Origin of the sequence: Microbacterium hydrothermale (assembly GCF_004854025.1) — a bacterium.
GTDB classification, from domain to species: Bacteria; Actinomycetota; Actinomycetes; order Actinomycetales; family Microbacteriaceae; genus Microbacterium; species Microbacterium hydrothermale.
Window position 1 is genome coordinate 357,020 of sequence record NZ_STGM01000001.1, and the last position, 22,352, is coordinate 379,371.

A 22,352-nucleotide genomic window follows, 5' to 3' on the forward strand; every position below is an offset into this window, starting at 1 on the left:
GACGGAGGGGGCGGCGCCGAAGCACCGCCCCCTCCGGGAGACGTCTTACGCGGCGAGGTGCGCGAAGAGGAACCAGCGGTCCTTGTCCAGGCCGCGCTTGATCTCGATCGCGACATCCTGGCTCGACATGTCGATCTCGTCGAGGCCTTCGATGGCGGCCTCGATGTCGACGAGCACGGCGTCGATGTCGGCGATCACCGCGCGGATGACGACGTCGGACTGCGCGAATCCGGCGGGCACCTCGGTGGCCTTCGCCTTGGCGGCGACGGTCGACAGACGCGAGTCGATGGGCAGGCCGAGGGCGACGATGCGCTCGGCGGCGAGGTCGGCCCACTCCTGCGCGTGCGCCACGACGGAGTCGAGCAGCTCGTGCACGCCGATGAAGTTCGCGCCGCGCACGTGCCAGTGCGCCTGCTTGCCGTTGACGACGAGCGCCTCGAGGCCGATGACGACGGGGGAGAGGAACTGGGCGGTGCCGGCGGCCATCGTCGGGTCGACGGTGGTGGCGGCGGGGGTCTGAACGGTGCTCATGTCTGCTCCTTGTCGCAGTGAACGAAGTCTGTTGGATGCAACGCTACTCACGCCCCCGCATTCCGCAAGCAAGATGAGGCTCGGCTAAATCCCCGATGAACAGGCAATCCTTACCTTCTCTCCGGCCTGCGACGGAGAAGGCCGATCCCGCACCCGAGGGTGAGAAGACCCGCGACGAGAAGGGCCGTCGACGGAGCTGCCGCGGCGCCGGTCAGGGGCAGGACGCCGTCCGGATCCCACCCCGGTTCGCCCTCGCCGACGGCCTGCGTCAGACGGACAGAAGGAGTGACCAGAGCCTCGCCCCGGCGCGAGGCGTTGGGGGCTCGGGGGTCCAGTCTCAGAGCAACGTCGACGCGGAGCGTCGCACCGGGGGCGATCGGATCGCTCACCCACTCGCCACCCGGGTCCACCGCTGCGTCATCAACGACGAGCCGGACATCCTCTGCCAGCTCACGATCCGTCGGGGCCTCGCCCCGCGGGGCCGCATCGATGAGGATCCCCGCGCGCGCGGCATCCGTGCTCCCGTTGCGGATCCACAGGACCGACGCGACGGACCCGCCCGGGACGAGCGGCGCATCGGAGCGGAACAGCGACACGGCACCGTCGGGGGTGAACGTCTTCCCGTCGACGCTGAGCAGCAGCCGCGCGTCCGCCGCGCCGGTCGTCGCCTCGGCGGGAGCGGGAGAGCCCACGGATGCCGCGATGCCGACCACGAGCACGACGACGAGGCCGAAGGTGGTCGGGCGACGTCGCCGCGACCGGCTCGATCGGGCGAGATCGAGGATGAGCAGCGCTCCGCCGTATCCGACGATGAGCACTCCCGCCGACGCGATCACCGCGCCGCGGGCCTGCCCCCCGAACAGTGCCGCCGGGTACCCGAAGTACGGGATCGCGAGGACGACGGAGCCGCGGAGCTGTTCCCGTTGCACCGGGGGATCGTCGAGGTCGTTCGCATCCCCCCGGGTGATGAGCAGTCGATCGCCTCCAGTACTCGACGTCGTCCCCACCACGCGGTGGGTGACCACGGCGGGATCGCCGGATCGGATCTGGTAGGTCACGACGTCACCGACGCGCACCTCGTCGAACGCGACCGGCTTGACCGCGATGAGGCTGCCCGGCGGCATCCCCGGTCGCATGCTCCCGGTCAGGATCGTGTACGTCTGCGCGCCGAGGAGCAGGGGCACCACCACGGTGAGGAACGCGAAGGTCGACACGACGACGAGGACCGCCGTCGCCAGGGCGCTCCGCGCCCGCCGCCACCCCCGGTGCGGGTGCGCGACGGTGCCAGGGCGTCGGCCGCGTCGGAGGCCTACCCCGACTGGCATTTCAGTCCTCCCGACAGTGCGGCCAGCAGACTTCCGGCGAGCACGATGTTCTGACGGGCGCTGGGCGACGAACTCCAGTCCTGGTTGACCGCAGTGACCGTGACGTACACCGATCCGCCCGCGAGCAGGTTTCCGAGCACCAGCAGCAGCAGGTTGTTCAGGGTCGACCCCGTCACGTCGTAGCTGGTTTCGGGCTGGTTCGTCGCGAGCGTTGCGGTCGAAGTGTTGACGGTGTTGGCGAGGACGACGCGATAACCCGTCGCCCCGTCCACCGCCGGCCACGAGATGCGGGCGGCCGGCGGCGACGACGTCGTGGTCTGACACGTGGCTGCGGGGGCGGTCAGCGAGCCGGCGGAGAGGGTGAACGACGGCGCCGGGACGGACACCTGCCACGCCGCTGCGGCAGGACCGGTCCCGGGAACGACGATGACGGCGATCAGCGCGAGCACGGCGAGGAGGAGAGAGCCCCGCCCGCGCCGGTTCACGACACCACCTGGTCGGCCGTCACGGTGATCGTCGGCGCGACCGCCTTGCCCTGCACCGACGGCGGCGCCGTCGTCGCCAGGGTCACCCGCAGGCAGAGGTCGACGCTCTGCCCGGGGGACAGGCCTCCGGCGGGGGAGTACCCGGTGGGGCCGAGCGGGGTGCCCGATCCGCAGGCCCCGACGTAGACCTGGGTCGTGACGTAGGGAGCGAGATCGGCCGAGACGGCGGGGGAGGCGCTCAGGCGCCAGCGAAGTGTCGTCCCGCCGGCCGCGGTCTCGGTGACGCGCAGCGTCGCCGTATCGCTCACGCGTCCGGGATACAGCGGCTTCCACGCCGTCCACGCACCGACCCATTCCGTCGACAGGTCGAAGGACCCCGCGGTGAGGGCGCCCGCCGCGAGCGCCGTGCGACTCTGCCAGAGGGCGTGTGCCGTCGACGTTCCGAAGACGACGAGCCCGGCGACCGTCAGCGCGGCGGCCCACTGCAGCCGTCGCGAGACGGCGTCGGCTCGCGTGCGCACGGGACGCGCGTCAGCTGGATGCCTGCGTGAGCGTGAACGCGATGTCGTTAAGGTTGACGCTCTGCGTCGCCCCCGCGCGCCCGGTCGTACCGGGCTTGAAGGTGACCGTGAGGGTCGCCGTCGCCGCACCGCTGTTGGCGGAGGTCAGCCGGTAGGTGTTGGCGCTGGTGGCGGTGCCGTAGCTGGCGACCGACAGCACGACGTCGAGGTTGCTGCCCAGCGCACCGGACGTGAAGGTCGAGCCCACCTCGGCCTTGAGATCGGCGGCGATCGTGTTGCCCACGAGGGTCACATCGATCGGCTGCGTCAGCGTCAGAACGTCTCCCGGCACGATCTTGACCGTCGTGAGGTTGGCGACCGGCTGCGCCGTTCCGAGCACGCCCTTGAGGGTCCAGGTGCCCGCCCCGAGCGAGAGGTTCAGATCGCCGGCGGTGACGGGGCCCGCGGTGAGGGCCGTCTGCGTGGACCAGTAGGCGTACGAGCCTCCTCCCACCGAGAGCAGGGCCGCTCCGACGGTGATGATCGCGATCGCCGTCTTGCGTCGATGGCGGCGGACGGGGCGCTGTGCGAGAGAGGCACGGGTGGCGGGTGCTGTTTCGACTGACATGCTGACTCCTGGGACACGGCGACGGTGTTGCGACCGAAGCTAGAGCGGCGCACTCCCCGGACCGCTACCGAATCGACGGCCGGGGCTACGGCTGTCCGCCGGGCTCAGTAGTCGCCAGTAGTGCCCCGGTGCGGATAGCCTCGCCGCATGACGATCGCGCCCGACGCCTCCCTCCTCGCCCTCGAGGGCGCCGCGCCCTCTGTGCACGACACCGCGTTCGTGGCATCCGGGGCCCGTGTCGTCGGTGACGTGCGGCTCGAGGAGGGCGCGAGCGTCTGGTATAACGCCGTGCTGCGCGGCGACAGCGCGTCGATCGTAGTCGGGGCGCGCAGCAACCTGCAGGACAACGTCTCGGTGCACGTCGACGCCGGTCACGGCGTCGTGATCGGAACCGACGTCTCGGTGGGGCACAACGCCGTCGTGCACGGGTGCGAGATCGGCGACGGGTCGCTCATCGGCATGGGGAGCGTCGTGCTGTCGGGGGCGCGGATCGGGGCGGGATGCCTGGTCGCCGGGGGAGCGGTGGTGCTCGAGGGGACCGTGGTGCCCGACGGTTCGCTCGTCGCGGGCGTGCCGGCGAAGGTGCGCCGCGCGCTCACCGATGACGAACGCGCGGGACTCCTCCGCAACGCGCAGACGTACCTGCGGCACACGACGCGCCACGCCGACGCGCGGCGCGTGTGAGGGCGACCGCGGGACCGTCCTTTCGGGACGCTCCGCGCAGCGCCCGCGACGTCGCGCCTTCGCTCCTCGTCCGCTCCCGCAGGTCGTGCCTAGGGTGGAGCGATGGTCATCACCACCCTTCGGCTCGGCGAGGTTCGACGTCACCGACGTGGGCCGCGGCAGGGCACCGTGGGGTGCCACCCCGGGCAGGCGGCATCCGTCGCGGGTGGGAACGTCGACCTGAACGATTTCTTCCGCCGGCCTCCGGGTCGGCGCGACGCCCCGTGATCGGAGGACAACCCATGCTCGTCGCCCTCAGTACCGCCGTCCCCCTGCTCGTCGCGGGAGCGGTGATCGTGTGGATCGCCGCCCGATCCGCGAGCGGCTCACTCTCCCGCAACTCCTGGATCGGCATCCGCACCACGGCCACGCTCCGCGGAGACGAGGAGTGGCGGACCGGTCACGCCGCCGCCGTCGTGCCGATGTACGCCGGAGGCATCGGTCTCATGGCCTCAGCCGCCGCGGCGGTGTTCGCCGGCGAGGACGGCGCGGTGTGGGCCGCGATGATCGGCTGCGCCTGGGTCGTGGTGTGCCTGCTGATCGCCACGGTCGTCGCCGGCCGTGCGGTCGCCCGGATGGATGCCGATCACCCGGCGTCCTGACGCTCCCCTCGCTCGATGAGGGGAGCGGCGCCGTGGTCAGCGCGACGAGCTCAGGTCAGACGCGCGACGGGCCACCGGCCGAAATCGGTGCCGGTGACGTTCGACGCGTTGGACTTGAACGTCTCGATCTGCGTGTTCGACTCCCGCGTGAAGTCGTAGATCGTCTGGGCGGTGTCGAGGATGAGCTGGAGGATCGTCGAGATCGCCTCGGCGATGGGCGTGGCCAGGTCGACCCACTTCAGCGGGTTGCCGGTGATGAACGCCGCGGCCTTCGGGAGCGCCTCGATGACGAACTTGGCGACGTTGACGGCGAGCTGATACCAGAGATCGATGATCCGCGTCGCGTGATCGCGGAGGAACGTGCGCATGTTGTCGACGTGCGGGACGAGACCCTCGAGGGCTCCGCGCTGACCGGCGGGCACGTTGGCGTACAACCGACCCATGTCATCGGTCCACGACGAGGTCGCGTAGAACCGGTCGTCGCCGATGGCGGCGACGACTCCGGTGAGCGCCGTGTTGACCGCGTCCCACTGGTCGGCCATGCTGCGCATCGCGAACGGGTTGCCGGGGCTGAGCAGCTTGGCGAGCTCCGTGAGCACGGCCTCCAGGCTCGAGGCCGCCTCATCGAGGATGCGACGCACCTCCGGCTTGTTCATGAGGATGCTCTCGAGCTCCTTCCACGCGAAGTAGAACCCCGCGACGGGGAAGACCGTGGTGAGCAGGGCCTGACCGAGACGTTCCCAGCCGGAGGGCTCGTGCACGGAGTCGACTTTGGCGCGGCATTCGTCGACCTTGTCCTGCGTCTGGTGCACGGTGGGCCGCAGCTGCGCGGTCATCTCTTCGAGCTGACCCTGATCAGCGGGGGTGGAGAGGGACACGGGGCTCCTAGGGGGGGGGGATGAGGGGCTCAGCGACCGGCGACGGAGTCGGCCGCGGTCATGTTGGTGGCGGTGTCGCGCAACGCCTGAGCGATGCGGGCCGTCTCGGTGGCACCCCCGCGGAGCAGTTCGAGGATCTGCGCGTGGGTGGAGTTGTACGACGAGGTCGCGCCCAGGGCGTAGGTGAGGCCGTCCATCACGAAATCCTGCAACGCGAGGGTCTCGATGGTCGACACGGCGCTGGTGAACTGCCCGGCGATGTCGTCCCATCTCTGCGCGTCGGCCGTCAGATCGGAGACGACGAGGTCGATGTTCTGGTCAACCATGGGGTTCCTCTCAGCTCCGTCGGGAGGTCGCCGACACGGGTGTGGTCAGCTGACGGAATTCGGCGATGGCGGGGAATCGTCTGTCCATCTCGCGCGCCACGTCGGCGCCCGAATGGATGGCCTTGTTCATCGGTTCCACGAGGACCGCGGCGACGTGCGAACCGCTGTGGGCGGTGAGCCACTGCTCCTCGAGGGTGATCGATCCGAGCGACGAACCCCACGCGGCGACGGTGACGTAACCTCTCTCGTCCCGGAACTCCCGGGGCTCTCGGAGCGCCTCCACGTAGGACTCGGCGTAGTCGGACTGCACGGCGAAGACCTCGAGCAGCAGGGCGACGGGAACGTTGCGCGCGTCGTCCACCGACACCAGCTCGGGCCGGGAAGAGGTGGTCTCATCGGCGCGGTGAAGGTCGGCCCGGGTCGCCTCGGCGCTGTTGTAGGACGCCGCGATCCATCTGCCGAGTTCGTCGACGGCGATCTGGGAACGCCAGTCGTCGGCGATGACCACTTCGCGCACCGAGCCGTCGGGCTCGAGGCACACCCCCACGCGTTCCGTCGGGTCCCAGCCCCAGATCCCGTCGTCGTCACCGGTGTCGTCTGCGGCGAAATAGCCGTACGGCGATCGCGTCATCCCGTTCCCTCTCGATGTGTCTGATCCGTCGGCACGAGGCGCGGATCAGCTCCAGATCTGTGCGTTGCGCTTCTTGGCATCCGCGAAGACGTCCTGCGCGTCGATCGCGCGATCGCGGTTGAGCGCCAGGTAATCGGCGAACTCGGCGAGCTGGGCGCTCCAGGCGCGCTGGGCCCGGTCGTAGGCGTCGGACGCCTCACCGCTCCAGCGGTCCCTGAGGGTCGCCACCTCGGCGTCGAGCGTGTCGAGAGAGGAGCGGATGCCGGCGAGTCCGGCCCCGAGCTGATCGATGAGGTGGGACATCCCATCGTGCTGCACCTTGATATGTCCGTCGGTCATGAGGGCCCCCTTCGACATCACCGCGTCGATCGACGGTAACAAGCGAACGCCGATCAAACCAGTACCGGCCGCAATCTCGGGCGGCGCGCCGGTCTTCCTCAGCCCGCGAACTCGAGGGCGCCGCCCGCGAACGACACGCCCGTGGGCAACGGGGTGTCGGACTCGGGGGCCGTGACGGGGAAGTCGAGTTCGAACGGGCCGACGGCACTCCCGGCACCCGTGTACGACACGGAGTATCGGCCGGGAAGCAACGAGGTGTAGCTCGCGGCCGTCCCCACTTCGATCTCGAGAGTGTCGGACACGGTGACCCGACCGGCGCCGGCGGCCGACCGCAGGATCGTCGGCGTGCCCGACCATCCCGCGATGAGCGGCCGGTCTCCGCCCGCCATGACGAGATCCAGCTCACGGTCGTCCGACCCCAACCGGTAATCGACCTGGACGTAGACGGTGCCCTGGTTCTCGGTCGCGACCGAGATGCGCGCGTCCTGGGGACGCTCCACGGCCGACGAATAGAAGTCATCGGTCAACGCGTCGGCGGGAAAGCTCGACCTGTCCGCGAGATACGTCGACGCCTGCTGCGCATCGCCGTTCTGGAGGGCGTTCATGAAGGCGTCGACGGTCTTGCGTTCGGCGGAGAACTCACCGCCGGCATCGGGTCCTCCGCTGCACGCGACGAGACCGACGACCAGCGGGACGGTCGCCGCCCCCGCCATCGCTCGCCACACCGCACGCCGTTTCTGGTTCTGCATTCTCGGCCCCTTTTCCCCTGCACGGAGGCAGTGCGCCCCCCAGCAACGTAGCAAGCGCGCAGACCGTCGTCGACGACGCGCGGGATCGGTCTCGGGGCAGGCGCTTCCGACACCGTCGCGCGCGAGACCCGGGAGAAGCCGAACGTGGAACGCCTCCACCCTTCGACGAGGGGTCACAGGAAACACCCAGGAAGCCCCCGCCGCGCGCTAGGGTCCGATACGTACGTCGTCAAGAGCAGCGTTATGGAGGAGCCATGTCCGTCGAATACAACCGGCCCACGTCCGGACCCGTCCCCGGCCGCACGCTGGGCATCGTCGCGCTCGTCGTGGCGATCTTCTTCAACGTCATCGGCCTGATCCTGGGCATCGTCGCCCTCGTGCAGAGTCGCAAAGCAGGGCATAAGAACGGCTTCGCCGTCGCGGCGATCATCGTCGGCGCCGTCCTGACCGTGGTCGGGATCATCGTGGCGATCGCGGTGATCTCCGCCATCGGCTTCGGTACCGCCGCTTACCAGGCCTGCGAGGCAGCCGGCTTCACCGGCTCCGTCGTGGTGAACGGCACGGAGGTCGCCTGCAGCTCGATCGGCGGCTGACCACCGGAGAACGAAGAACGGCCCGTCCTCGGGGGACGGGCCGTTCTTCGTGATGGAGGGGCTGACGAGAATCGAACTCGCATCATCTGTTTGGAAGACAGAGGCTTTACCACTAAGCTACAGCCCCGAATTCTCCACCCCGAAGGGGCGAGCATTCGAACGTCACCACTCTACGACACCGCGCGACCCGTCGCGAACGCCACCGCGGGTGTGTGCGCCGGTTCCCGGTGTCGGATCCGCCGCGCACCACGGGAAATCCGGCGCTCCCGGGTCGATCGACTAGACTTTCCGAGGTCGTTTCGTCGAACGCGTTCGCGCGCGTCGCCCCGGGGCGTAGCTCAGCTTGGTAGAGCGCCCGCTTTGGGAGCGGGAGGCCGCAGGTTCAAATCCTGTCGCCCCGACGCAACGGCCCCACAGACCACAGGCCCACACGGCCCCCGCGTGCGCGCGGGCCACACGAGGAGAACACACCGCATGGTCAACAGCACCGTCGAGCAGCTCAGCCCCACCCGGGTCAAGCTCCACATCACGGTCTCGCCCGACGAGCTCAAGCCGAGCATCGCCCACGCCTACGAGCACATCGCCCGCGACGTGCAGATCCCCGGCTTCCGCAAGGGCAAGGTGCCCGCCCCCATCATCGACCAGCGCATGGGACGCGGCGCCGTCATCGAGCACGCCGTCAACGAGGGTCTTGACGGGTTCTACCGTCAGGCCGTCGAGGCGCAGGACCTGCGCGTCATCGGTCGCCCGAGCGCCGAGATCGTCGAGCTCCCCGAGCTCAAGGACTTCTCCGGCGACCTCGTGGTCGACGTCGAGGTCGACGTGCGTCCCGAGTTCGAGCTGCCCGCCTACGACACCATCACGGTGACCGTCGACGCCGCCGAGGCCGACGAGGCCGGCATCGACGCCGAGCTCGACCGCCTGCGCGCGCGCTTCGGCACGCTCGTGACGGTCGACCGTCCCGCCACGACCGGCGACTTCGTCGAGCTCGACCTCGTCGCCACGATCGACGGCAACGAGATCGACCGCGCCGAGGGCGTGTCGTACGAGATCGGCTCCGGCGAGCTGCTCGAGGGCATCGACGAGGCCATCGAATCGCTGACGGCCGACGAGCAGACCACGTTCCGCTCGAAGCTCGTCGGTGGAGAGCACGCCGGCGAAGAGGCCGAGGTGGCCGTCACGATCACGGCCGTCAAGGAGCGCGAGCTCCCCGACGCCGACGACGACTTCGCGCAGATGGCGTCCGAGTTCGACACCATCGCCGAGCTCCGCGAGTCGCTCAGCGAGCGCGTGTCGCAGCAGGCCGTCTTCACGCAGGGCTCCGCCGCGCGCGACAAGTTCATCGACGCCCTCCTCGAGGCCGTCGAGATCCCCGTGCCGCCGCAGCTGATCGAGGACGAGGTGCACAACCACCTCGAGGGTGAGAACCGCCTCGAGGACGACGTGCACCGCGCCGAGGTCACCGAGGCGAGCGAGAAGCAGTTCCGCACGCAGATGGTCCTCGACAAGATCGCCGAGGACGCCAACGTCCAGGTGTCGCAGGACGAGCTGACGCAGTACCTCATCCAGTCGGCCGCGCAGTACAACATGGCGCCGCAGGACTTCGTCAACGCGCTCCAGCAGGGCAACCAGCTGCCCGCGCTCGTCGGCGAGGTCGCGCGCAACAAGGCGCTCGCGATCGCCCTGGGCAAGGTCACGGTGGTCGACACCGCCGGCAAGCCCGTCGACCTGACCGGGTTCGTGGCCGTCGAGGGCGAAGAGCCCGCCGAGGGTGACGACGAGGCTGCCGAGGTCGCCGACGAGGCACCCGCCGCCGAGGAGGCCCCCGCGAAGGCTCCCGCCAAGAAGCGCGCCCCCGCGAAGAAGAAGGCCGCCGACGAGGCTCCGGCCGACGAGGCCGCCGCGGAGGAGGCGCCCGCGAAGGCTCCCGCCAAGAAGCGCGCGCCGGCCAAGAAGAAGACCGACGAGGCCGCTGACAGCGAGTAAGTCGTGAGGAAGGGGGCGGATGCCGCGGCATCCGCCCCCTTTCCCGTCCCCGGGCGCCGTCCGGGGGAACCACCCCGTCGAGTGTCCAGAACGCGCGGAGGATGTCTCGAAGCCTCCGGGGGTTCTGGACGCTCGCGGGGGAGCGTGGGTTCGGAACGAGGGTGAGGATGCGACGAATGGACGACTGGCAGAACAGGGTGGACGCCGTCTGGGCCGACGAGACCCTCAGCCCCGAAGACGTCATCACCCGGATCGACGAGCTCTCGGCGGAGCGTCCTACCGACGACGCCGTCGCGCTGTTCGAGCGCGCGGGGGCACGCGACTCGGCCGGTGTCGAGGACGAGGCCGAGGTGCTCTACCGGCGCGCCCTCGCGATCGGGCTCGACGACGAGCGCCGGACGCGGGCCACCATCCAGCTGGCGAGCACGATCCGCAACCTGGGCAAGACCGAGGAAGCGCTCGAGATGCTCCGCGCCGAGTACGAGCGCGAGCCGCGTGGACCCCTGCACGACGCGGCCGCCGCGTTCTACGCCCTCGCCCTCGTGTCGAGCGGAGAGGCCGAGCGGGCGGCATCCGTCGCTCTTCAGGCGCTCGCCCCGCACCTGCCCCGCTATACCCGTTCCGTGACCGGATACGCGCGAGAAATCGCCGATCGCCTCGACTGATCCGCCCGCGGCGAACACGGCATCCGGTGTCGGAGCCCGCCGGTAGATTCGTTGCAGATCACCGGAAGAGGAGCACTAAATGCCCGAACCCCTTATGGCAACGAGCGTCTTCGACAGGCTGCTGAAGGACCGCATCATCTGGCTCGGTTCGGAGGTGCGCGATGAGAACGCCAACGAGATCTGCGCGAAGATCCTCCTGCTCGCCGCAGAAGACCCGCAGAAGGACATCTACCTCTACATCAACTCGCCCGGCGGCTCGATCACGGCCGGCATGGCGATCTACGACACGATGCAGTTCGTGCCGAACGACATCGTCACCGTCGGCATCGGCATGGCGGCGTCGATGGGCCAGCTCCTGCTGACCAGCGGCACCAAGGGCAAGCGCTACATCACGCCCAACGCGCGCGTGCTGCTGCACCAGCCCCACGGTGGGTTCGGCGGAACGTCGAGCGACATCCAGACGCAGGCGCAGCTCATCCTCGACATGAAGCGCCGTCTCGCCGAGATCACCGCGAACCAGACGGGCAAGAGCGTCGAGCAGATCAACGCCGACGGTGACCGCGACCGCTGGTTCACCGCTCAAGAAGCCCTCGAGTACGGCTTCGTCGACCACATGCGCGAGCACGCCACCGACGTCACCGGCGGCGGCGGAACCGCGGCCTGAGTCGAGAGGAAAAGGACACCATCATGAACATCCCCACCTTCGGCGGCGCCGCAGCGCACATGCCCTCGAGCCGCTACGTCCTCCCTCAGTTCGAGGAGCGCACGGCCTACGGCTACAAGCGCCAGGACCCGTACAACAAGCTGTTCGAGGACCGCGTCATCTTCCTGGGCGTCCAGGTCGACGACGCCTCGGCCGACGACGTCATGGCCCAGCTGCTCGTGCTCGAGTCGCAGGACCCCGACCGCGACATCATCATGTACATCAACTCGCCCGGCGGCTCGTTCACGGCCATGACGGCGATCTACGACACGATGCAGTACGTCTCGCCGCAGATCCAGACCGTCGTGCTCGGACAGGCCGCATCCGCGGCATCCGTCCTGCTCGCCGCCGGCGCCCCCGGCAAGCGTCTCGCCCTGCCGAACGCGCGCATCCTGATCCACCAGCCCGCGATGGGCGAGGCCGGGCACGGGCAGGCGTCCGACATCGAGATCCAGGCGCAGGAGATCCTCCGCATGCGCACCTGGCTCGAAGAGACGATGGCCCGCCACACCGGACAGGACGTCGCCAAGGTCAACAAGGACATCGACCGCGACAAGATCCTCTCGGCGCACGAGGCGATGGAGTACGGCATCGTCGACCAGGTGCTGACCACGCGCAAGCGCACCCCGGCGGCCCTCACCGCCTGACGCGCCCGCGTACGACGAAGCCCCGCAGACCCCTCCCGGTCTGCGGGGCTTCGTCGTACGCGCGATCGCCGCGCATCCTCGCCCCGGCGCCGCGAGACGGCGATTCCCCGACGAATCGGCGGCGGGCTGCGGCCGAGATGTCAGCGAGATGGCGTCTCGGCGCGACGGGCATCCGGCCGTGCGCGCGGGGGAGCGAACGGATGCCGCGTGTCCGCCGCGAGCGATCACGACACCGCCGAGAGCGCAAATGCCCTCGGATGTCGTGCCCTCGGGTTAGGCTCGGGTAACACACCGGCGGGGGCCGGGTGACGGAAGGAACCGGCCATGGCACGCATCGGTGAGAGCGCCGACCTGTTCAAGTGCTCCTTCTGCGGCAAGAGCCAGAAGCAGGTGCAGCAGCTGATCGCCGGTCCCGGCGTGTACATCTGCGACGAGTGCGTCGAGTTGTGCAACGAGATCATCGAAGAGCGCATGGCCGAGTCGTCGGCCGGCGAGGTCGCCGAGTTCGACCTGCCCAAGCCGCGCGAGATCTTCTCGTTCCTCGAGGAGTACGTCGTCGGCCAGGAGCCCGCCAAGCGCGCCCTCGCGGTCGCCGTCTACAACCACTACAAGCGCGTCCGCGCCCACGGCACCCTGCAGCCCGCCGAGGCCCGCGCCGAAGAGATCGACATCGCCAAGAGCAACATCCTGCTGCTCGGCCCCACGGGCTGCGGCAAGACGTATCTGGCGCAGACGCTGGCGAAGCGTCTCAACGTGCCCTTCGCGGTGGCGGATGCCACGGCGTTGACCGAGGCGGGATACGTCGGCGAAGACGTCGAGAACATCCTGCTCAAGCTTCTGCAGGCCGCAGACTTCGACGTCAAGCGGGCCGAGCAGGGCATCATCTACATCGACGAGGTCGACAAGATCGCCCGCAAGGCCGAGAACCCCTCGATCACGCGCGACGTGTCGGGTGAGGGCGTGCAGCAGGCCCTGCTGAAGATCCTCGAGGGCACGGTCGCCTCGGTTCCGCCGCAGGGCGGTCGCAAGCACCCGCATCAGGAGTTCATCCAGATCGACACGACGAACGTGCTGTTCATCGTGGCCGGCGCCTTCGCGGGGCTCGAAGAGATCATCTCTGCCCGCGTGGGCAAGCACGGCGTCGGCTTCGGCGCTCCGCTGCAGCGCAAAGAAGACGCGCCCGACCTCTTCAGCGAGGCCCTTCCCGAAGACCTGCACAAGTTCGGTCTGATCCCCGAGTTCATCGGCCGTCTGCCCGTCGTGGCATCCGTCTCGCCCCTCGACCAGGAGGCGCTCATGGAGATCCTCACCGCGCCGCGCAACGCGCTGGTCAAGCAGTACCAGCGCATGTTCGAGCTCGACGGCGTGCAGCTGGAGTTCGACGAAGACGCGCTGCGCGCGATCGCCGACCTCGCCGTCGCCCGCAAGACCGGTGCGCGCGGCCTGCGCGCGATCCTCGAAGACGTGCTCGGACCGATCATGTTCGACGTGCCCTCGGCCGACGACATCGCCAAGGTCGTCATCACGCGCGCGGCGGTCGAAGACGGGGCGCAGCCCACGATCGTGCTCGCTCAGAAGCGTCGCAGCGCCTGAGCGCTCAGCGCGGGTGGAGGGGGCGAGGGCCTCTCTCCGCGTGCGTCCGTCCTCGGTCGGGCGCATCACGCGCGGCGCGCGCCTCATCGTGCGTCGCCCGCCCGATGAGGCTCTGGCCGCGACCCTCGACGCCCTCGTGACGGAGCGCTTCGACCTCGGTGACGAGCGCGTGGCCCGTGCCCTGCGGGAGCGAGAGTCGGAGTGGGTCGCGCAGGACGTGCGCATCGGCCGCCCCGACCCGTCGTGGAGTACCGGGATGGCCGACGCGGTGCTCTCCGACACCGTTCTCGCGTTCGTCCCCGGCCTGTGGCGCCGCGCCACCTCGACCGTCGTGGTCGCGAGCGCACGGGACCACGAGCAGGGGGCGGAGGTCGTCGTCTTCGCGCATCCGACCGTGCGCGGGTGGACCTCGTCGAACGACGCCGGGCCCCTCGTGCACGCCGCCCTCGACCGCGTCGAGGCGACGGGCGACGTCGTCTCGCGGACGCCGCTGCACGGCATCCCGAACGACGGCAGCCCGGCTTCGCAGGCGTTCGTGCGCGACGTGCTGGGATGGCGCTGAGCGACACGGTCCAGAGGGTGTCGGGGTTCACGGCGTCAGCTAAGTCCCCAGGACGGGCGGGTCGTGTCGACCTCGCCCGCCCCGCGACGGAGGGGGCTGCCGCGCTCAGCCCGTGAGACCGCGGCGCTCCAGGAGGGGCTGGATCTCGGCATCCCGGCCCCGGAAGTCGCGATACGCGGCCAGAGGGTCACCGGACCCACCGACCCCCAGCAGCCGCTGGCGGAAGCGGTCGCCGTTCTCGCGCGTGAGCCCGCCGTTCTCGCGGAACCACTCGACCGTGTCGGCGTCGAGCACCTCGCTCCAGATGTAGGAGTAGTAGCCGGCGCTGTACCCGCCCGAGAACACGTGCGCGAAGTACGTCGAGGCGTAGCGGGTGGGCACGGCCGGGTTGTCGAGGCCGATGTCGGCGAGGGCCGCGGCCTGGAAGGCGGCCACGTCGATGTCACTCGACGCCTCGTCGAGGGTCAGCCCGTGCCAGGCCTGGTCGATCCAGGATGCCGCGAGGTATTCGCTCGTCGCGAAGCCCTGGTTGAACGCCTCCGAGGCGTGCAGGCGTTCGACGACGTCGGCGGGGAGGGGCTCGCCGGTGTCGATGTGGCGGGCGTAGTTCGCGAGGATCTCGGGCCAGAGGATCCACATCTCGTTCACCTGGCTGGGGAACTCCACGAAGTCGCGGTAGACGGCCGTGCCGCCGAAGTGCGGGTAGGTCACCGTCGCGAAGAGTCCGTGCAGGGCGTGACCGAACTCGTGGAAGAGGGTCGTGACCTCGTCGAGCGACAGCAGGGTCGGGGTGCCCGGAGCGGGCTTGTTGACGTTGAGGTTATTGACCACGACCGGGGCCGTGCCGCGCAGGGCCGACTGCGTGACGATGGAGTTCATCCACGCGCCGCCGCGTTTCGTATCGCGGGTGTAGAGATCGAGCAGGAACAGCCCGAGTTCGCTGCCGTCGGCGTTGTGCACCTCGAAGACGCGGACCTCGGGGTGATAGCCCTGCAGGTCGTGGCGCTCGTTCACGCGGATGCCGTAGAGCTGCTCCGCCGCGAAGAAGACGCCGTCGCGCAGCACCCGCTCGGCCTCGAACCAGGGCCGGAGCGCGGCGCGATCGAGGTCGTAGCGCTCCGCGCGCACCTTCTCGGTGTAGAACGCCCAGTCGTGGGCGTCGATCCGGATGCCGTCGGCATCGGCAATCCGCTGGAGCGCGGCCTGCTCCTGGCGGGCGTTGGCGGCGGCGGGGGCCGCGAGGCGTCGGAGGAGCGACGCGACGGCCTCGGGCGAACCCGCGGTCTGATCGGCGAGCACCGCGGCCGCGTGGGAGGGGTAGCCCAGGAGCGCCGCGCGCTCGGCGCGCAGGCGGACGATCTCGCGCAGGACGGGCCGGTTGTCGTACTCGTTGTCGCGCGTCGCCCGCGCGCGGGAGGCCTCGAGCAGGCGACGACGGCTCTCGCGGTTGGTCAGCGAGGCCAGATACGGGTGGCCGGTGTACAGCGTGAGCGTCACGACGTAGCGGCCGTCGAGACCGCGGGCGGTCGCGGCCTGCGCCGCGGCCGAGAGCTCGCCGTCACCGAGACCGTCGAGCTCGGCGGCGTCGTCGAAGACCACGGCGAGGTCGTTCGTGTCGGCCAGGAGGTTCTTCTCGAACGTGTTGGTGAGGACCGACAGACGCTGGTTCAGGTCGGTCAGGCGTGTCTTCTGCGCGTCGTCGAGCCCCGCGCCCGCGAGGGACATCTCGCGGTGATGCCGCTCGACCAGGTACCGGCTCTCGGCATCGAGGTCGAGACCGTCGAGCTGCGCGTGGACCGCCGCGATACGGCTGTACAGGGCGGCGTCGAGCTGGATGGCGTCGCGGTGCGCCGCCATGAGCGGGGCGAGCTGCTCCTCGACCAGCTGGATCTCGGGCGTCCCGTCGGCACCGGTGACGGTGTAGAACGTGCGGGCGACGCGGTCGAGCAGTTCTCCGCTGCGCTCGAGGGCGACCAGCGTGTTCTCGAACGTGGGCTCCGCCGTCTGGGCGGTGATCGCATCGACCTCCGCGCGCTGCGCCGCGAAGGCGGCGTGGAACGCGGGCAGGTAGTGCTCAACCGCGATGCTGCCGTAGGGCGGCAGGTCGTAGGGGAGTGCCGGCGGGGAGAGGAGGGGATTGGGGGCATCCGTCATCGGTCCAGCCTACGTCGCCACGACAACGGGGTGCAGAGAAGACGTTGCAAAAGACAGCTTGCAAAGATATCTTTGCACTATGACTCCGCCGCCCCGCGCTGAGCGCGTCCTCGATGCCGGAGCGCTCCGCGCCCTGGCGCACCCCCTGCGCGTCCGGTTGTACGACATCCTCAGCCAATACGGTCCGCAGACGGCCAGCTCCCTCGCCGAGCTGACGGGGGAGTCGACGGGGGCGACGAGCTACCACCTGCGCGCTCTCGCACGGCACGACCTCATCCGCGAGGTCGCCGGCCGCGGCACCGCGCGCGAACGCTGGTGGGAACGGCCCGCCGGAATGGTCACCCTCACGAACCCCGAGATGCAGAACACCCCCGCGGGGCGCGCCGTGATGGAAGCGGTCCAGTCCGAGACGCTCACCCTGCGCCACCAGCAGCTCATGCACTTCGCCGCCCACGGCTGGGACGAGGCCGAACAATGGCGTGACGCCGCGATCATCTCGACGGCGACCGCGCGGCTGACGGCGGAGCAGTCGCGCGACCTCGTGCGGCGGATCCAGGCACTGGTCGACGAGACCGTCGCCCGCTACCGCGACCAGACCGGCGAGGGCGTCCGCCCCGTCACGATTCGCAACGACGTCTTCCCACTTCCGACCGAGAGGGGCTCCGCATGAGCGCCGTCACGCACACCGTCTCGCTCCCGGGCCGTCCCACCCCCGTCGAAGCGGCGCTGCTCGCCCTCTCGCGCGCGGTCACGCGCTGGGCGGAGGAACGGATGCGCCGACGCGCGGACGCGATCGAGGCGGAGCCGGCGCGTCGAGCCGGGCGGTCCGCTTCGCAGGAGATGTCGGCGGATGCCGCGCGGTACCTGTTGCCGCGCTGATCACAGAGGTCCCTGAGCTCGTCGAAGGGACCGGCGAGCCTTCGGCGGCTTCGACAGGCTCAGACACCTCCCGCTCCCACGCACGAAGCCCGCCGACGCGCGAAAGCGTCGACGGGCTCCGTCGCTCCGGCGGGAGGGCTCAGGCGAACTCGGCGTCGTCGTCGTAGCGCACGACGACCTCGCCCGCGGCATCCTGGCTCACGATGACCCCCGTGTCGAGCTCGGCGACGGGGCGGCCCTCGAGGAAGGTCAGTGTCCAGCGCGGGGCGGGAGCGCTCAGACCATCGGGGTTGAGGGCTGCCTCGACCGCGGCGATCTGCGCGTGCAGAACCTCGGGAACAGCCTTCGGCGGCTGCTCACGAGCGGTCCAACGGGTTCCGAGTTGCATCAGGCCTCCTGGGGTGCGAACACGATATCGGTGACGGTGGTGGAGTCGGCCTCGACGAACGAGATCTTCTCGATGCGTCCGACCGCGCGCAGGTCACCCTCGGCGAGACGCAGCGCCTCGACGTGGGGGCCCGACACGGTGAGCGAGGTCACCGGCGTCTTCTGCGAGGCCTTCGCCTCGGTCTTGGCGCGACGGATGCCGATGAGCGCGGCGCTCACCGCGGTCAGAACGGCGGGGTCTCCCTCCGAGCCGCTCGGCTCGGGCCACGCGGCGGTGTGCACGGAGCCCTCCTCGAACCACGACCACACCTCTTCGGACGCGAACGACAGCACGGGGGCGAACAGGCGCACCAGCGTCGACAGGGCCGTGCGCAGCGCGAGGGCCGCCGACGCCTGACCGGCGTCGGACTGGTCGTACGCGCGCTCCTTGACGAGCTCGAGGTAGTCGTCGCAGAACGTCCAGAAGAACGACTCCGTGATCTCGAGCGCCCGCGCGTGGTCATACGCCTCGAACGCGGCCGTGGCGTCGCGCACCACGGCATCCAGGGTCGCGAGCATCGACGCGTCGAGAGCGTGCGTGACCTCGGCTCCCTCGGGCACCGGGAACGACAGCACGAACTTCGCCGCGTTCAGCAGCTTGATCGCGAGGCGCCGACCGATCTTGACCTGCGTGGGGTTCTGGGGGTCGAAGGCCGCGTCGGTTCCGAGGCGGCTCGACGCCGACCAGTACCGCACCGCGTCGGAGCCGTGCTGCTTCAGGATGTCGGCGGGCGTGACCACGTTGCCCTTCGACTTCGACATCTTCTTGCGGTCGGGGTCGACAATGAAGCCCGAGATCGCGGCATCCGACCAGGGGCTCCGGTCGTCCTCCAGGGCGCTGCGCAGCATCGTCGAGAAGAGCCACGTGCGGATGATGTCCTGACCCTGCGGACGCAGGTCGAACGGCGACACGAGGTTCCACAGTTCCTCGTCGCGCTGCCAGCCGCCGGCCAGCTGCGGGGTGAGGGACGACGTCGCCCACGTGTCGAGGATGTCGCGCTCGGGGTCGAAGCCGCCGGGAACGCCCCGCTGGTCCTCGGTGTAGCCCGGGGGCACGTCGGTGGTCGGGTCGACCGGGAGCGAGGCGAGGTCGGGGGTGAGCACGCGAGCGTAGTCGCGCTCGCCGTTCTCGTCGAGGCCGTACCAGACCGGGATCGGCACGCCGAAGAAGCGCTGGCGCGACACGAGCCAGTCGCCGGTCAGTCCGCTGGTCCAGTTCTCGAAGCGCACGCGCATGAAGTCCGGATGCCACGACATCTCGCGACCGAGCGAGATCAGACGCTCGCGCAGCTCGGCATCCCGCGCGCCGTTGCGGATGTACCACTGGCGCGTCGACACGATCTCGAGCGGGCGGTCGCCCTTCTCGAAGAACTTCACGGGGTGCGTGAAGGGCTTGGGCGCGCCCTCCATGGCCCCGGAGTCCTGCAGCAGCTCGACGATGCGCTTCTTGGCGCTGAACACGGTCTTGCCCGCGAGCTCGCCGTACGCCGCCTTCGCGGCATCCGTCACGATCACCTCGGGGGCCTCGGCCACGATGCGGCCGTCCTTGCCGATGATCGTGCGGTTGGGCAGGTCGAGCTCGCGCCACCAGATGATGTCGGTGACGTCGCCGAAGGTGCAGATCATGGCGATGCCCGAGCCCTTGTCCTTCTGCGCGAGCGGGTGCGCGAGCACGGGCACCTCGACGTCGAACAAGGGGGTGCGCACGGTCGTGCCGAACAGCGGCTGGTAGCGCTCGTCGTCGGGGTTCGCGACGAGGGCCACGCACGCCGGCAGCAGCTCGGGGCGGGTGGTCTCGATGAACACGTCGCCCGAGCCGTCGGTCTTGGCGAAGCCCACGCGGTGGTACGCCGCGGGCTGGTCGCGGTCCTCGAGCTCGGCCTGGGCGATCGCGGAGCGGAAGTCCACGTCCCACAGCGTCGGCGCGAGGGCCTGGTACGCCTCGCCGCGCTCGATGTTGCGCAGGAACGCCAGCTGGCTCGTGCGGATCGAGTCGTCGGAGATCGTGCGGTAGGTCTGCGTCCAGTCGACGCTCAGGCCCAGCTCGCGGAAGAGATCCTCGAACTGCTTCTCGTCCTCGACGGTCAGCTGCTCGCACAGCTCGATGAAGTTGCGGCGGCTGATGGGCACCTGGTCGGCGGCCTTGCTGCTCTTGTTGTCGCCGCCCGCGAACGGCGGGGTGAAGTCGGCGTCGTACGGGAGCGAGGGGTCGCAGCGCACGCCGTAGTAGTTCTGCACGCGGCGCTCGGTGGGGAGGCCGTTGTCGTCCCAGCCCATCGGGTAGAACACGGTCTTGCCGCGCATGCGCTCGAAGCGCACCTTCACGTCGGTGTGCGTGAACGAGAACACGTGCCCGATGTGGAGGCTTCCGGATGCCGTCGGGGGCGGGGTGTCGACCGAGTACACGCCCTGCCGGCCGGCCTCGGCCGCGCGGATGCGGTCGAAGACGTAGGTTCCGCGCTCGCGCCACGCGGCATCCCACTTCTGCTCGAGGCCTTCCAGCGCGGGCTTGTCGGGAATGGTGGCAGCCATGGGGTACTCCTCGAGCGATATGGGCGGCACTGTGTGAGCGTGCCTGATGGGTGTGACCTCAACGATACCGGGGGTCGCGCGCGAGGCGGGAATCTTGCGTGACTCGCCAGGAATTGTCGCTTCGCGTCCCCCAGGGCGACAATTCCTGGCGACTCGCGCGGAGGATGCGCGGCCGTTCGCTGCCGGCGAGCACCCTGCGCCGGGGTTTCCGCACCCGGTCCAGGAACCCCGGTAAGCTGAAAGCCTCCCCATCAGACCTTCCGAGGATTCCCCATGCCTTCTCCGCTTTCGCGTCGCGTGCTGTCGGCGGTCGCCGTTGCGGCCGTCTCCGCCCTCTCTCTGTCCGCCTGCGCCGGGTCGGACCCCGCGGCATCCGGTGACGGCGAGATCGTCTGGGCGATCGAGGGAGCGAACCTGTCCGCCGGCAAGATGGACCCCCAGACCAGCCAGCTCGACGTCACCGCCATGGTGCAGCGCGCCGTGCTCGACTCGCTCGTGTTCCAGGAGGCCGACGGGTCGTTCTCGCCGTGGCTGGCTGAATCGTGGGACATCGAGGACGACGGCGCGAGCTACCTCTTCCGCCTGCGCACCGACGTGACGTTCCACGATGGGACCCCCTTCGACGCCGCCGCGGTCAAGGCGAACTTCGACCGCATCGCCGACCCCGCGACCGCCTCGGCGCAGGCCGCGAGCATGCTCGGCGGCGACCTGTACGCGGGGACCGACGTCGTCGACGAGCACACCGTGCGCGTGCGCTTCTCGCAGCCCTACGCGCCGTTCCTGCAGGCGGCGAGCACGGCCCTGCTCGGCTTCTACTCCCCGGCGGTGCTCGAGACCAAGGCCGACCAGCTCGCCGCGGGCGGCCCCGACGTCACGGTCGGCACCGGTCCGTTCGAGCTGACCGAGTACACGCCCGATCAGGACATCGTGTACACGCGCAACGATGACTACACCTGGGGCCCCGACGGCGCCGGGAAGCCCTCGTTCAAGACTCTGCGGGTCGACATCCTGCCCGAGGCCTCGGTGCGCGTCGGTGCGCTGTCGAGCGGTCAGGCCGATGTCGTGACGAACCTGCCGCCGAACCTCGTGTCGCAGGTGCCCGCCGACGACACCGTCCAGTCGATCGCGTACCCCGGCCTTCCCTACTCGCTCTTCCTCAACGAGAAGTACGGCGTCTTCGCCGACGAGAAGGTGCGCCAGGCCTTTACGCGCGCGATCGACGTCGACACCGCCGTGGACGAGATCTTCTTCGGTCAGTACCCGCGGGCCTGGAGCATCCTCGGTGCCACCACCCCCGGTTACGACGCGAGCCTCGAGAACTCCTGGCCCTTCGATCAGGCCGCGGCCAATGCTCTGCTCGACGAGGCCGGCTGGACGGGACGGGATGCCGACGGCATCCGCACCAAGGACGGTCAGCGCCTCTCCGCGCGCTGGATCGCCTGGACCCCGGTGCCCGACGACCGCGCCGCCCTCGCGAACGCCGTGCAGAGCGACCTCAAGGCGGTCGGCTTCGACCTGCAGCGCGAGGTGCTCGAGCCGGGCGCCTACAACGAGCAGTACGGGCCGAAGACCTACGACGTTACCGACTGGGGCTTCTCGGGCGTCGACCCGGATCTGCTGCGCAGCCACCTCGCCACCGACGGGTTCCAGAACGCCTCGCAGGTGAGCGACCCCGCGATGGACGCGCTGCTGGAGCAGGGCGCCTCGACGACCGACCAGGCCGCGCGCGACGACGTGTACGCCCAGGTGCAGCAGTGGAACGCCGAGCACGCCGCGATCGTGCCCCTGTACAGCCCGACGCTCATCAGCGCCGTGCGTCCGGACGTGTCGGGGCTGACGTTCGACCTGTACGGTCGTCCGCTGTTCGCGACCGCCTCCGTCGGCTGAGCCCGGAC

Annotated in this window: 25 protein-coding genes and 2 tRNA genes; 13 read left to right on the forward strand and 14 right to left on the reverse strand. The window is 69.8% G+C overall.

Annotated elements, in window-relative coordinates; translation table 11 throughout:
* Nucleotides 1-45: 45 nt before the first annotated feature.
* The 5 genes from FB047_RS01715 to FB047_RS01735 all read right to left on the reverse strand — a co-directional run bounded on the left by FB047_RS01715 (nucleotide 46) and on the right by FB047_RS01735 (nucleotide 3,469).
* Nucleotides 46-531 carry a Dps family protein gene (locus FB047_RS01715; protein WP_056231037.1) on the reverse strand — a complete coding sequence of 162 codons (486 nt, stop codon included), beginning with the start codon at nucleotides 529-531 and terminating at the stop codon, nucleotides 46-48.
* Nucleotides 532-641: 110 nt separating this feature from the next.
* Nucleotides 642-1,856 carry a signal peptidase I gene (locus FB047_RS01720; RefSeq protein ID WP_136585503.1) on the reverse strand — a complete coding sequence of 405 codons (1,215 nt, stop codon included), beginning with the start codon at nucleotides 1,854-1,856 and terminating at the stop codon, nucleotides 642-644.
* Nucleotides 1,841-2,305, reverse strand: coding sequence for a hypothetical protein (locus FB047_RS01725; protein ID WP_167494117.1), 465 nt, complete (start codon nucleotides 2,303-2,305; stop codon nucleotides 1,841-1,843). Before FB047_RS01725 ends, FB047_RS01720 begins: the two co-directional genes overlap by 16 nt.
* A 32-nt stretch (nucleotides 2,306-2,337) precedes the next feature.
* Nucleotides 2,338-2,862 (reverse strand): hypothetical protein, encoded by a 525-nt coding sequence (locus FB047_RS01730; protein WP_136585505.1) that lies wholly within the window; start codon nucleotides 2,860-2,862, stop codon nucleotides 2,338-2,340.
* 10 nt (nucleotides 2,863-2,872) lie between these two features.
* On the reverse strand, nucleotides 2,873-3,469 hold the full coding sequence (locus FB047_RS01735; protein WP_136585506.1) for an alternate-type signal peptide domain-containing protein: 597 nt from the start codon (nucleotides 3,467-3,469) through the stop codon (nucleotides 2,873-2,875).
* 147 nt (nucleotides 3,470-3,616) lie between these two features.
* Between FB047_RS01735 and FB047_RS01740 the strand changes: the two genes are divergently transcribed.
* Together FB047_RS01740 and FB047_RS01745 are read left to right on the forward strand one after the other, a co-directional pair.
* Nucleotides 3,617-4,153 carry a gamma carbonic anhydrase family protein gene (locus tag FB047_RS01740; RefSeq protein WP_136585507.1) on the forward strand — a complete coding sequence of 179 codons (537 nt, stop codon included), beginning with the start codon at nucleotides 3,617-3,619 and terminating at the stop codon, nucleotides 4,151-4,153.
* A gap of 281 nt (nucleotides 4,154-4,434) precedes the next feature.
* The gene (locus FB047_RS01745) at nucleotides 4,435-4,794 is read left to right on the forward strand and encodes an SdpI family protein (RefSeq protein ID WP_136585508.1); all 360 of its coding nucleotides are present in this window, start codon (nucleotides 4,435-4,437) and stop codon (nucleotides 4,792-4,794) included.
* 50 nt (nucleotides 4,795-4,844) lie between these two features.
* Here FB047_RS01745 and FB047_RS01750 read toward each other — a convergent pair whose 3' ends face one another.
* The 5 genes from FB047_RS01750 to FB047_RS16800 form a co-directional block, all read right to left on the reverse strand.
* The gene (locus tag FB047_RS01750; protein ID WP_136585509.1) at nucleotides 4,845-5,672 is read right to left on the reverse strand and encodes a hypothetical protein; all 828 of its coding nucleotides are present in this window, start codon (nucleotides 5,670-5,672) and stop codon (nucleotides 4,845-4,847) included.
* A 29-nt stretch (nucleotides 5,673-5,701) separates the two neighbouring features.
* Nucleotides 5,702-5,998: a hypothetical protein gene (locus FB047_RS01755; protein WP_136585510.1), complete on the reverse strand. Its 297-nt coding sequence runs from the start codon at nucleotides 5,996-5,998 to the stop codon at nucleotides 5,702-5,704.
* Nucleotides 5,999-6,008: 10 nt separating this feature from the next.
* Nucleotides 6,009-6,629: a hypothetical protein gene (locus FB047_RS01760; RefSeq protein ID WP_136585511.1), complete on the reverse strand. Its 621-nt coding sequence runs from the start codon at nucleotides 6,627-6,629 to the stop codon at nucleotides 6,009-6,011.
* A 45-nt stretch (nucleotides 6,630-6,674) separates the two neighbouring features.
* On the reverse strand, nucleotides 6,675-6,968 hold the full coding sequence (locus FB047_RS16795; RefSeq protein WP_167494118.1) for a WXG100 family type VII secretion target: 294 nt from the start codon (nucleotides 6,966-6,968) through the stop codon (nucleotides 6,675-6,677).
* Nucleotides 6,969-7,066: 98 nt separating this feature from the next.
* Nucleotides 7,067-7,717: a hypothetical protein gene (locus FB047_RS16800; RefSeq protein WP_167494119.1), complete on the reverse strand. Its 651-nt coding sequence runs from the start codon at nucleotides 7,715-7,717 to the stop codon at nucleotides 7,067-7,069.
* A 254-nt stretch (nucleotides 7,718-7,971) separates the two neighbouring features.
* Between FB047_RS16800 and FB047_RS17160 the strand changes: the two genes are divergently transcribed.
* Nucleotides 7,972-8,310, forward strand: a complete 339-nt coding sequence (locus tag FB047_RS17160) for a DUF4190 domain-containing protein (RefSeq protein WP_240752460.1) — start codon at nucleotides 7,972-7,974, stop codon at nucleotides 8,308-8,310.
* 53 nt (nucleotides 8,311-8,363) lie between these two features.
* Here FB047_RS17160 and FB047_RS01775 read toward each other — a convergent pair.
* A tRNA-Gly gene (locus FB047_RS01775) sits at nucleotides 8,364-8,437 on the reverse strand.
* A gap of 200 nt (nucleotides 8,438-8,637) precedes the next feature.
* Between FB047_RS01775 and FB047_RS01780 the strand changes: the two genes are divergently transcribed.
* The 7 genes from FB047_RS01780 (at nucleotide 8,638) to FB047_RS01810 (ending at nucleotide 14,466) form a co-directional block, all read left to right on the forward strand.
* Nucleotides 8,638-8,711, forward strand: a tRNA-Pro gene (locus FB047_RS01780).
* A 73-nt stretch (nucleotides 8,712-8,784) separates the two neighbouring features.
* Complete coding sequence (gene tig, locus FB047_RS01785) at nucleotides 8,785-10,296, forward strand: trigger factor (RefSeq protein ID WP_136585513.1); 1,512 nt, start codon at nucleotides 8,785-8,787, stop codon at nucleotides 10,294-10,296.
* A gap of 176 nt (nucleotides 10,297-10,472) precedes the next feature.
* Nucleotides 10,473-10,961: a tetratricopeptide repeat protein gene (locus FB047_RS01790; RefSeq protein ID WP_136585514.1), complete on the forward strand. Its 489-nt coding sequence runs from the start codon at nucleotides 10,473-10,475 to the stop codon at nucleotides 10,959-10,961.
* 79 nt (nucleotides 10,962-11,040) lie between these two features.
* Nucleotides 11,041-11,625: an ATP-dependent Clp protease proteolytic subunit gene (locus FB047_RS01795; protein WP_058231493.1), complete on the forward strand. Its 585-nt coding sequence runs from the start codon at nucleotides 11,041-11,043 to the stop codon at nucleotides 11,623-11,625.
* A 23-nt stretch (nucleotides 11,626-11,648) separates the two neighbouring features.
* Nucleotides 11,649-12,311, forward strand: a complete 663-nt coding sequence (locus tag FB047_RS01800) for an ATP-dependent Clp protease proteolytic subunit (protein WP_136585515.1) — start codon at nucleotides 11,649-11,651, stop codon at nucleotides 12,309-12,311.
* Between the two features lie 324 nt (nucleotides 12,312-12,635).
* Complete coding sequence (gene clpX, locus FB047_RS01805) at nucleotides 12,636-13,904, forward strand: ATP-dependent Clp protease ATP-binding subunit ClpX (RefSeq protein WP_136585516.1); 1,269 nt, start codon at nucleotides 12,636-12,638, stop codon at nucleotides 13,902-13,904.
* Between the two features lie 40 nt (nucleotides 13,905-13,944).
* Nucleotides 13,945-14,466: a hypothetical protein gene (locus FB047_RS01810; RefSeq protein ID WP_136585517.1), complete on the forward strand. Its 522-nt coding sequence runs from the start codon at nucleotides 13,945-13,947 to the stop codon at nucleotides 14,464-14,466.
* 105 nt (nucleotides 14,467-14,571) lie between these two features.
* Here the strand turns inward: FB047_RS01810 and FB047_RS01815 are convergent, their stop codons facing one another.
* The gene (locus FB047_RS01815) at nucleotides 14,572-16,620 is read right to left on the reverse strand and encodes a M3 family metallopeptidase (protein ID WP_136585518.1); all 2,049 of its coding nucleotides are present in this window, start codon (nucleotides 16,618-16,620) and stop codon (nucleotides 14,572-14,574) included.
* Between the two features lie 79 nt (nucleotides 16,621-16,699).
* Here FB047_RS01815 and FB047_RS01820 point away from each other — a divergent pair, with 79 nt between their 5' ends.
* Nucleotides 16,700-17,290 (forward strand): winged helix-turn-helix domain-containing protein, encoded by a 591-nt coding sequence (locus FB047_RS01820; protein WP_136585519.1) that lies wholly within the window; start codon nucleotides 16,700-16,702, stop codon nucleotides 17,288-17,290.
* Nucleotides 17,287-17,499 carry a hypothetical protein gene (locus FB047_RS01825; protein WP_136585520.1) on the forward strand — a complete coding sequence of 71 codons (213 nt, stop codon included), beginning with the start codon at nucleotides 17,287-17,289 and terminating at the stop codon, nucleotides 17,497-17,499. Before FB047_RS01820 ends, FB047_RS01825 begins: the two co-directional genes overlap by 4 nt.
* A 139-nt stretch (nucleotides 17,500-17,638) precedes the next feature.
* Here the strand turns inward: FB047_RS01825 and FB047_RS01830 are convergent, their stop codons facing one another.
* Nucleotides 17,639-17,887: a hypothetical protein gene (locus FB047_RS01830; RefSeq protein WP_136585521.1), complete on the reverse strand. Its 249-nt coding sequence runs from the start codon at nucleotides 17,885-17,887 to the stop codon at nucleotides 17,639-17,641.
* Nucleotides 17,887-20,457 carry a valine--tRNA ligase gene (valS, locus tag FB047_RS01835; protein ID WP_136585522.1) on the reverse strand — a complete coding sequence of 857 codons (2,571 nt, stop codon included), beginning with the start codon at nucleotides 20,455-20,457 and terminating at the stop codon, nucleotides 17,887-17,889. Before valS ends, FB047_RS01830 begins: the two co-directional genes overlap by 1 nt.
* A gap of 273 nt (nucleotides 20,458-20,730) precedes the next feature.
* On the opposite strand from valS, the gene FB047_RS01840 reads away from it, so the two are divergent.
* Nucleotides 20,731-22,344, forward strand: a complete 1,614-nt coding sequence (locus FB047_RS01840) for an ABC transporter substrate-binding protein (RefSeq protein ID WP_136585523.1) — start codon at nucleotides 20,731-20,733, stop codon at nucleotides 22,342-22,344.
* The last annotated feature ends 8 nt before the right edge of the window (nucleotides 22,345-22,352 follow it).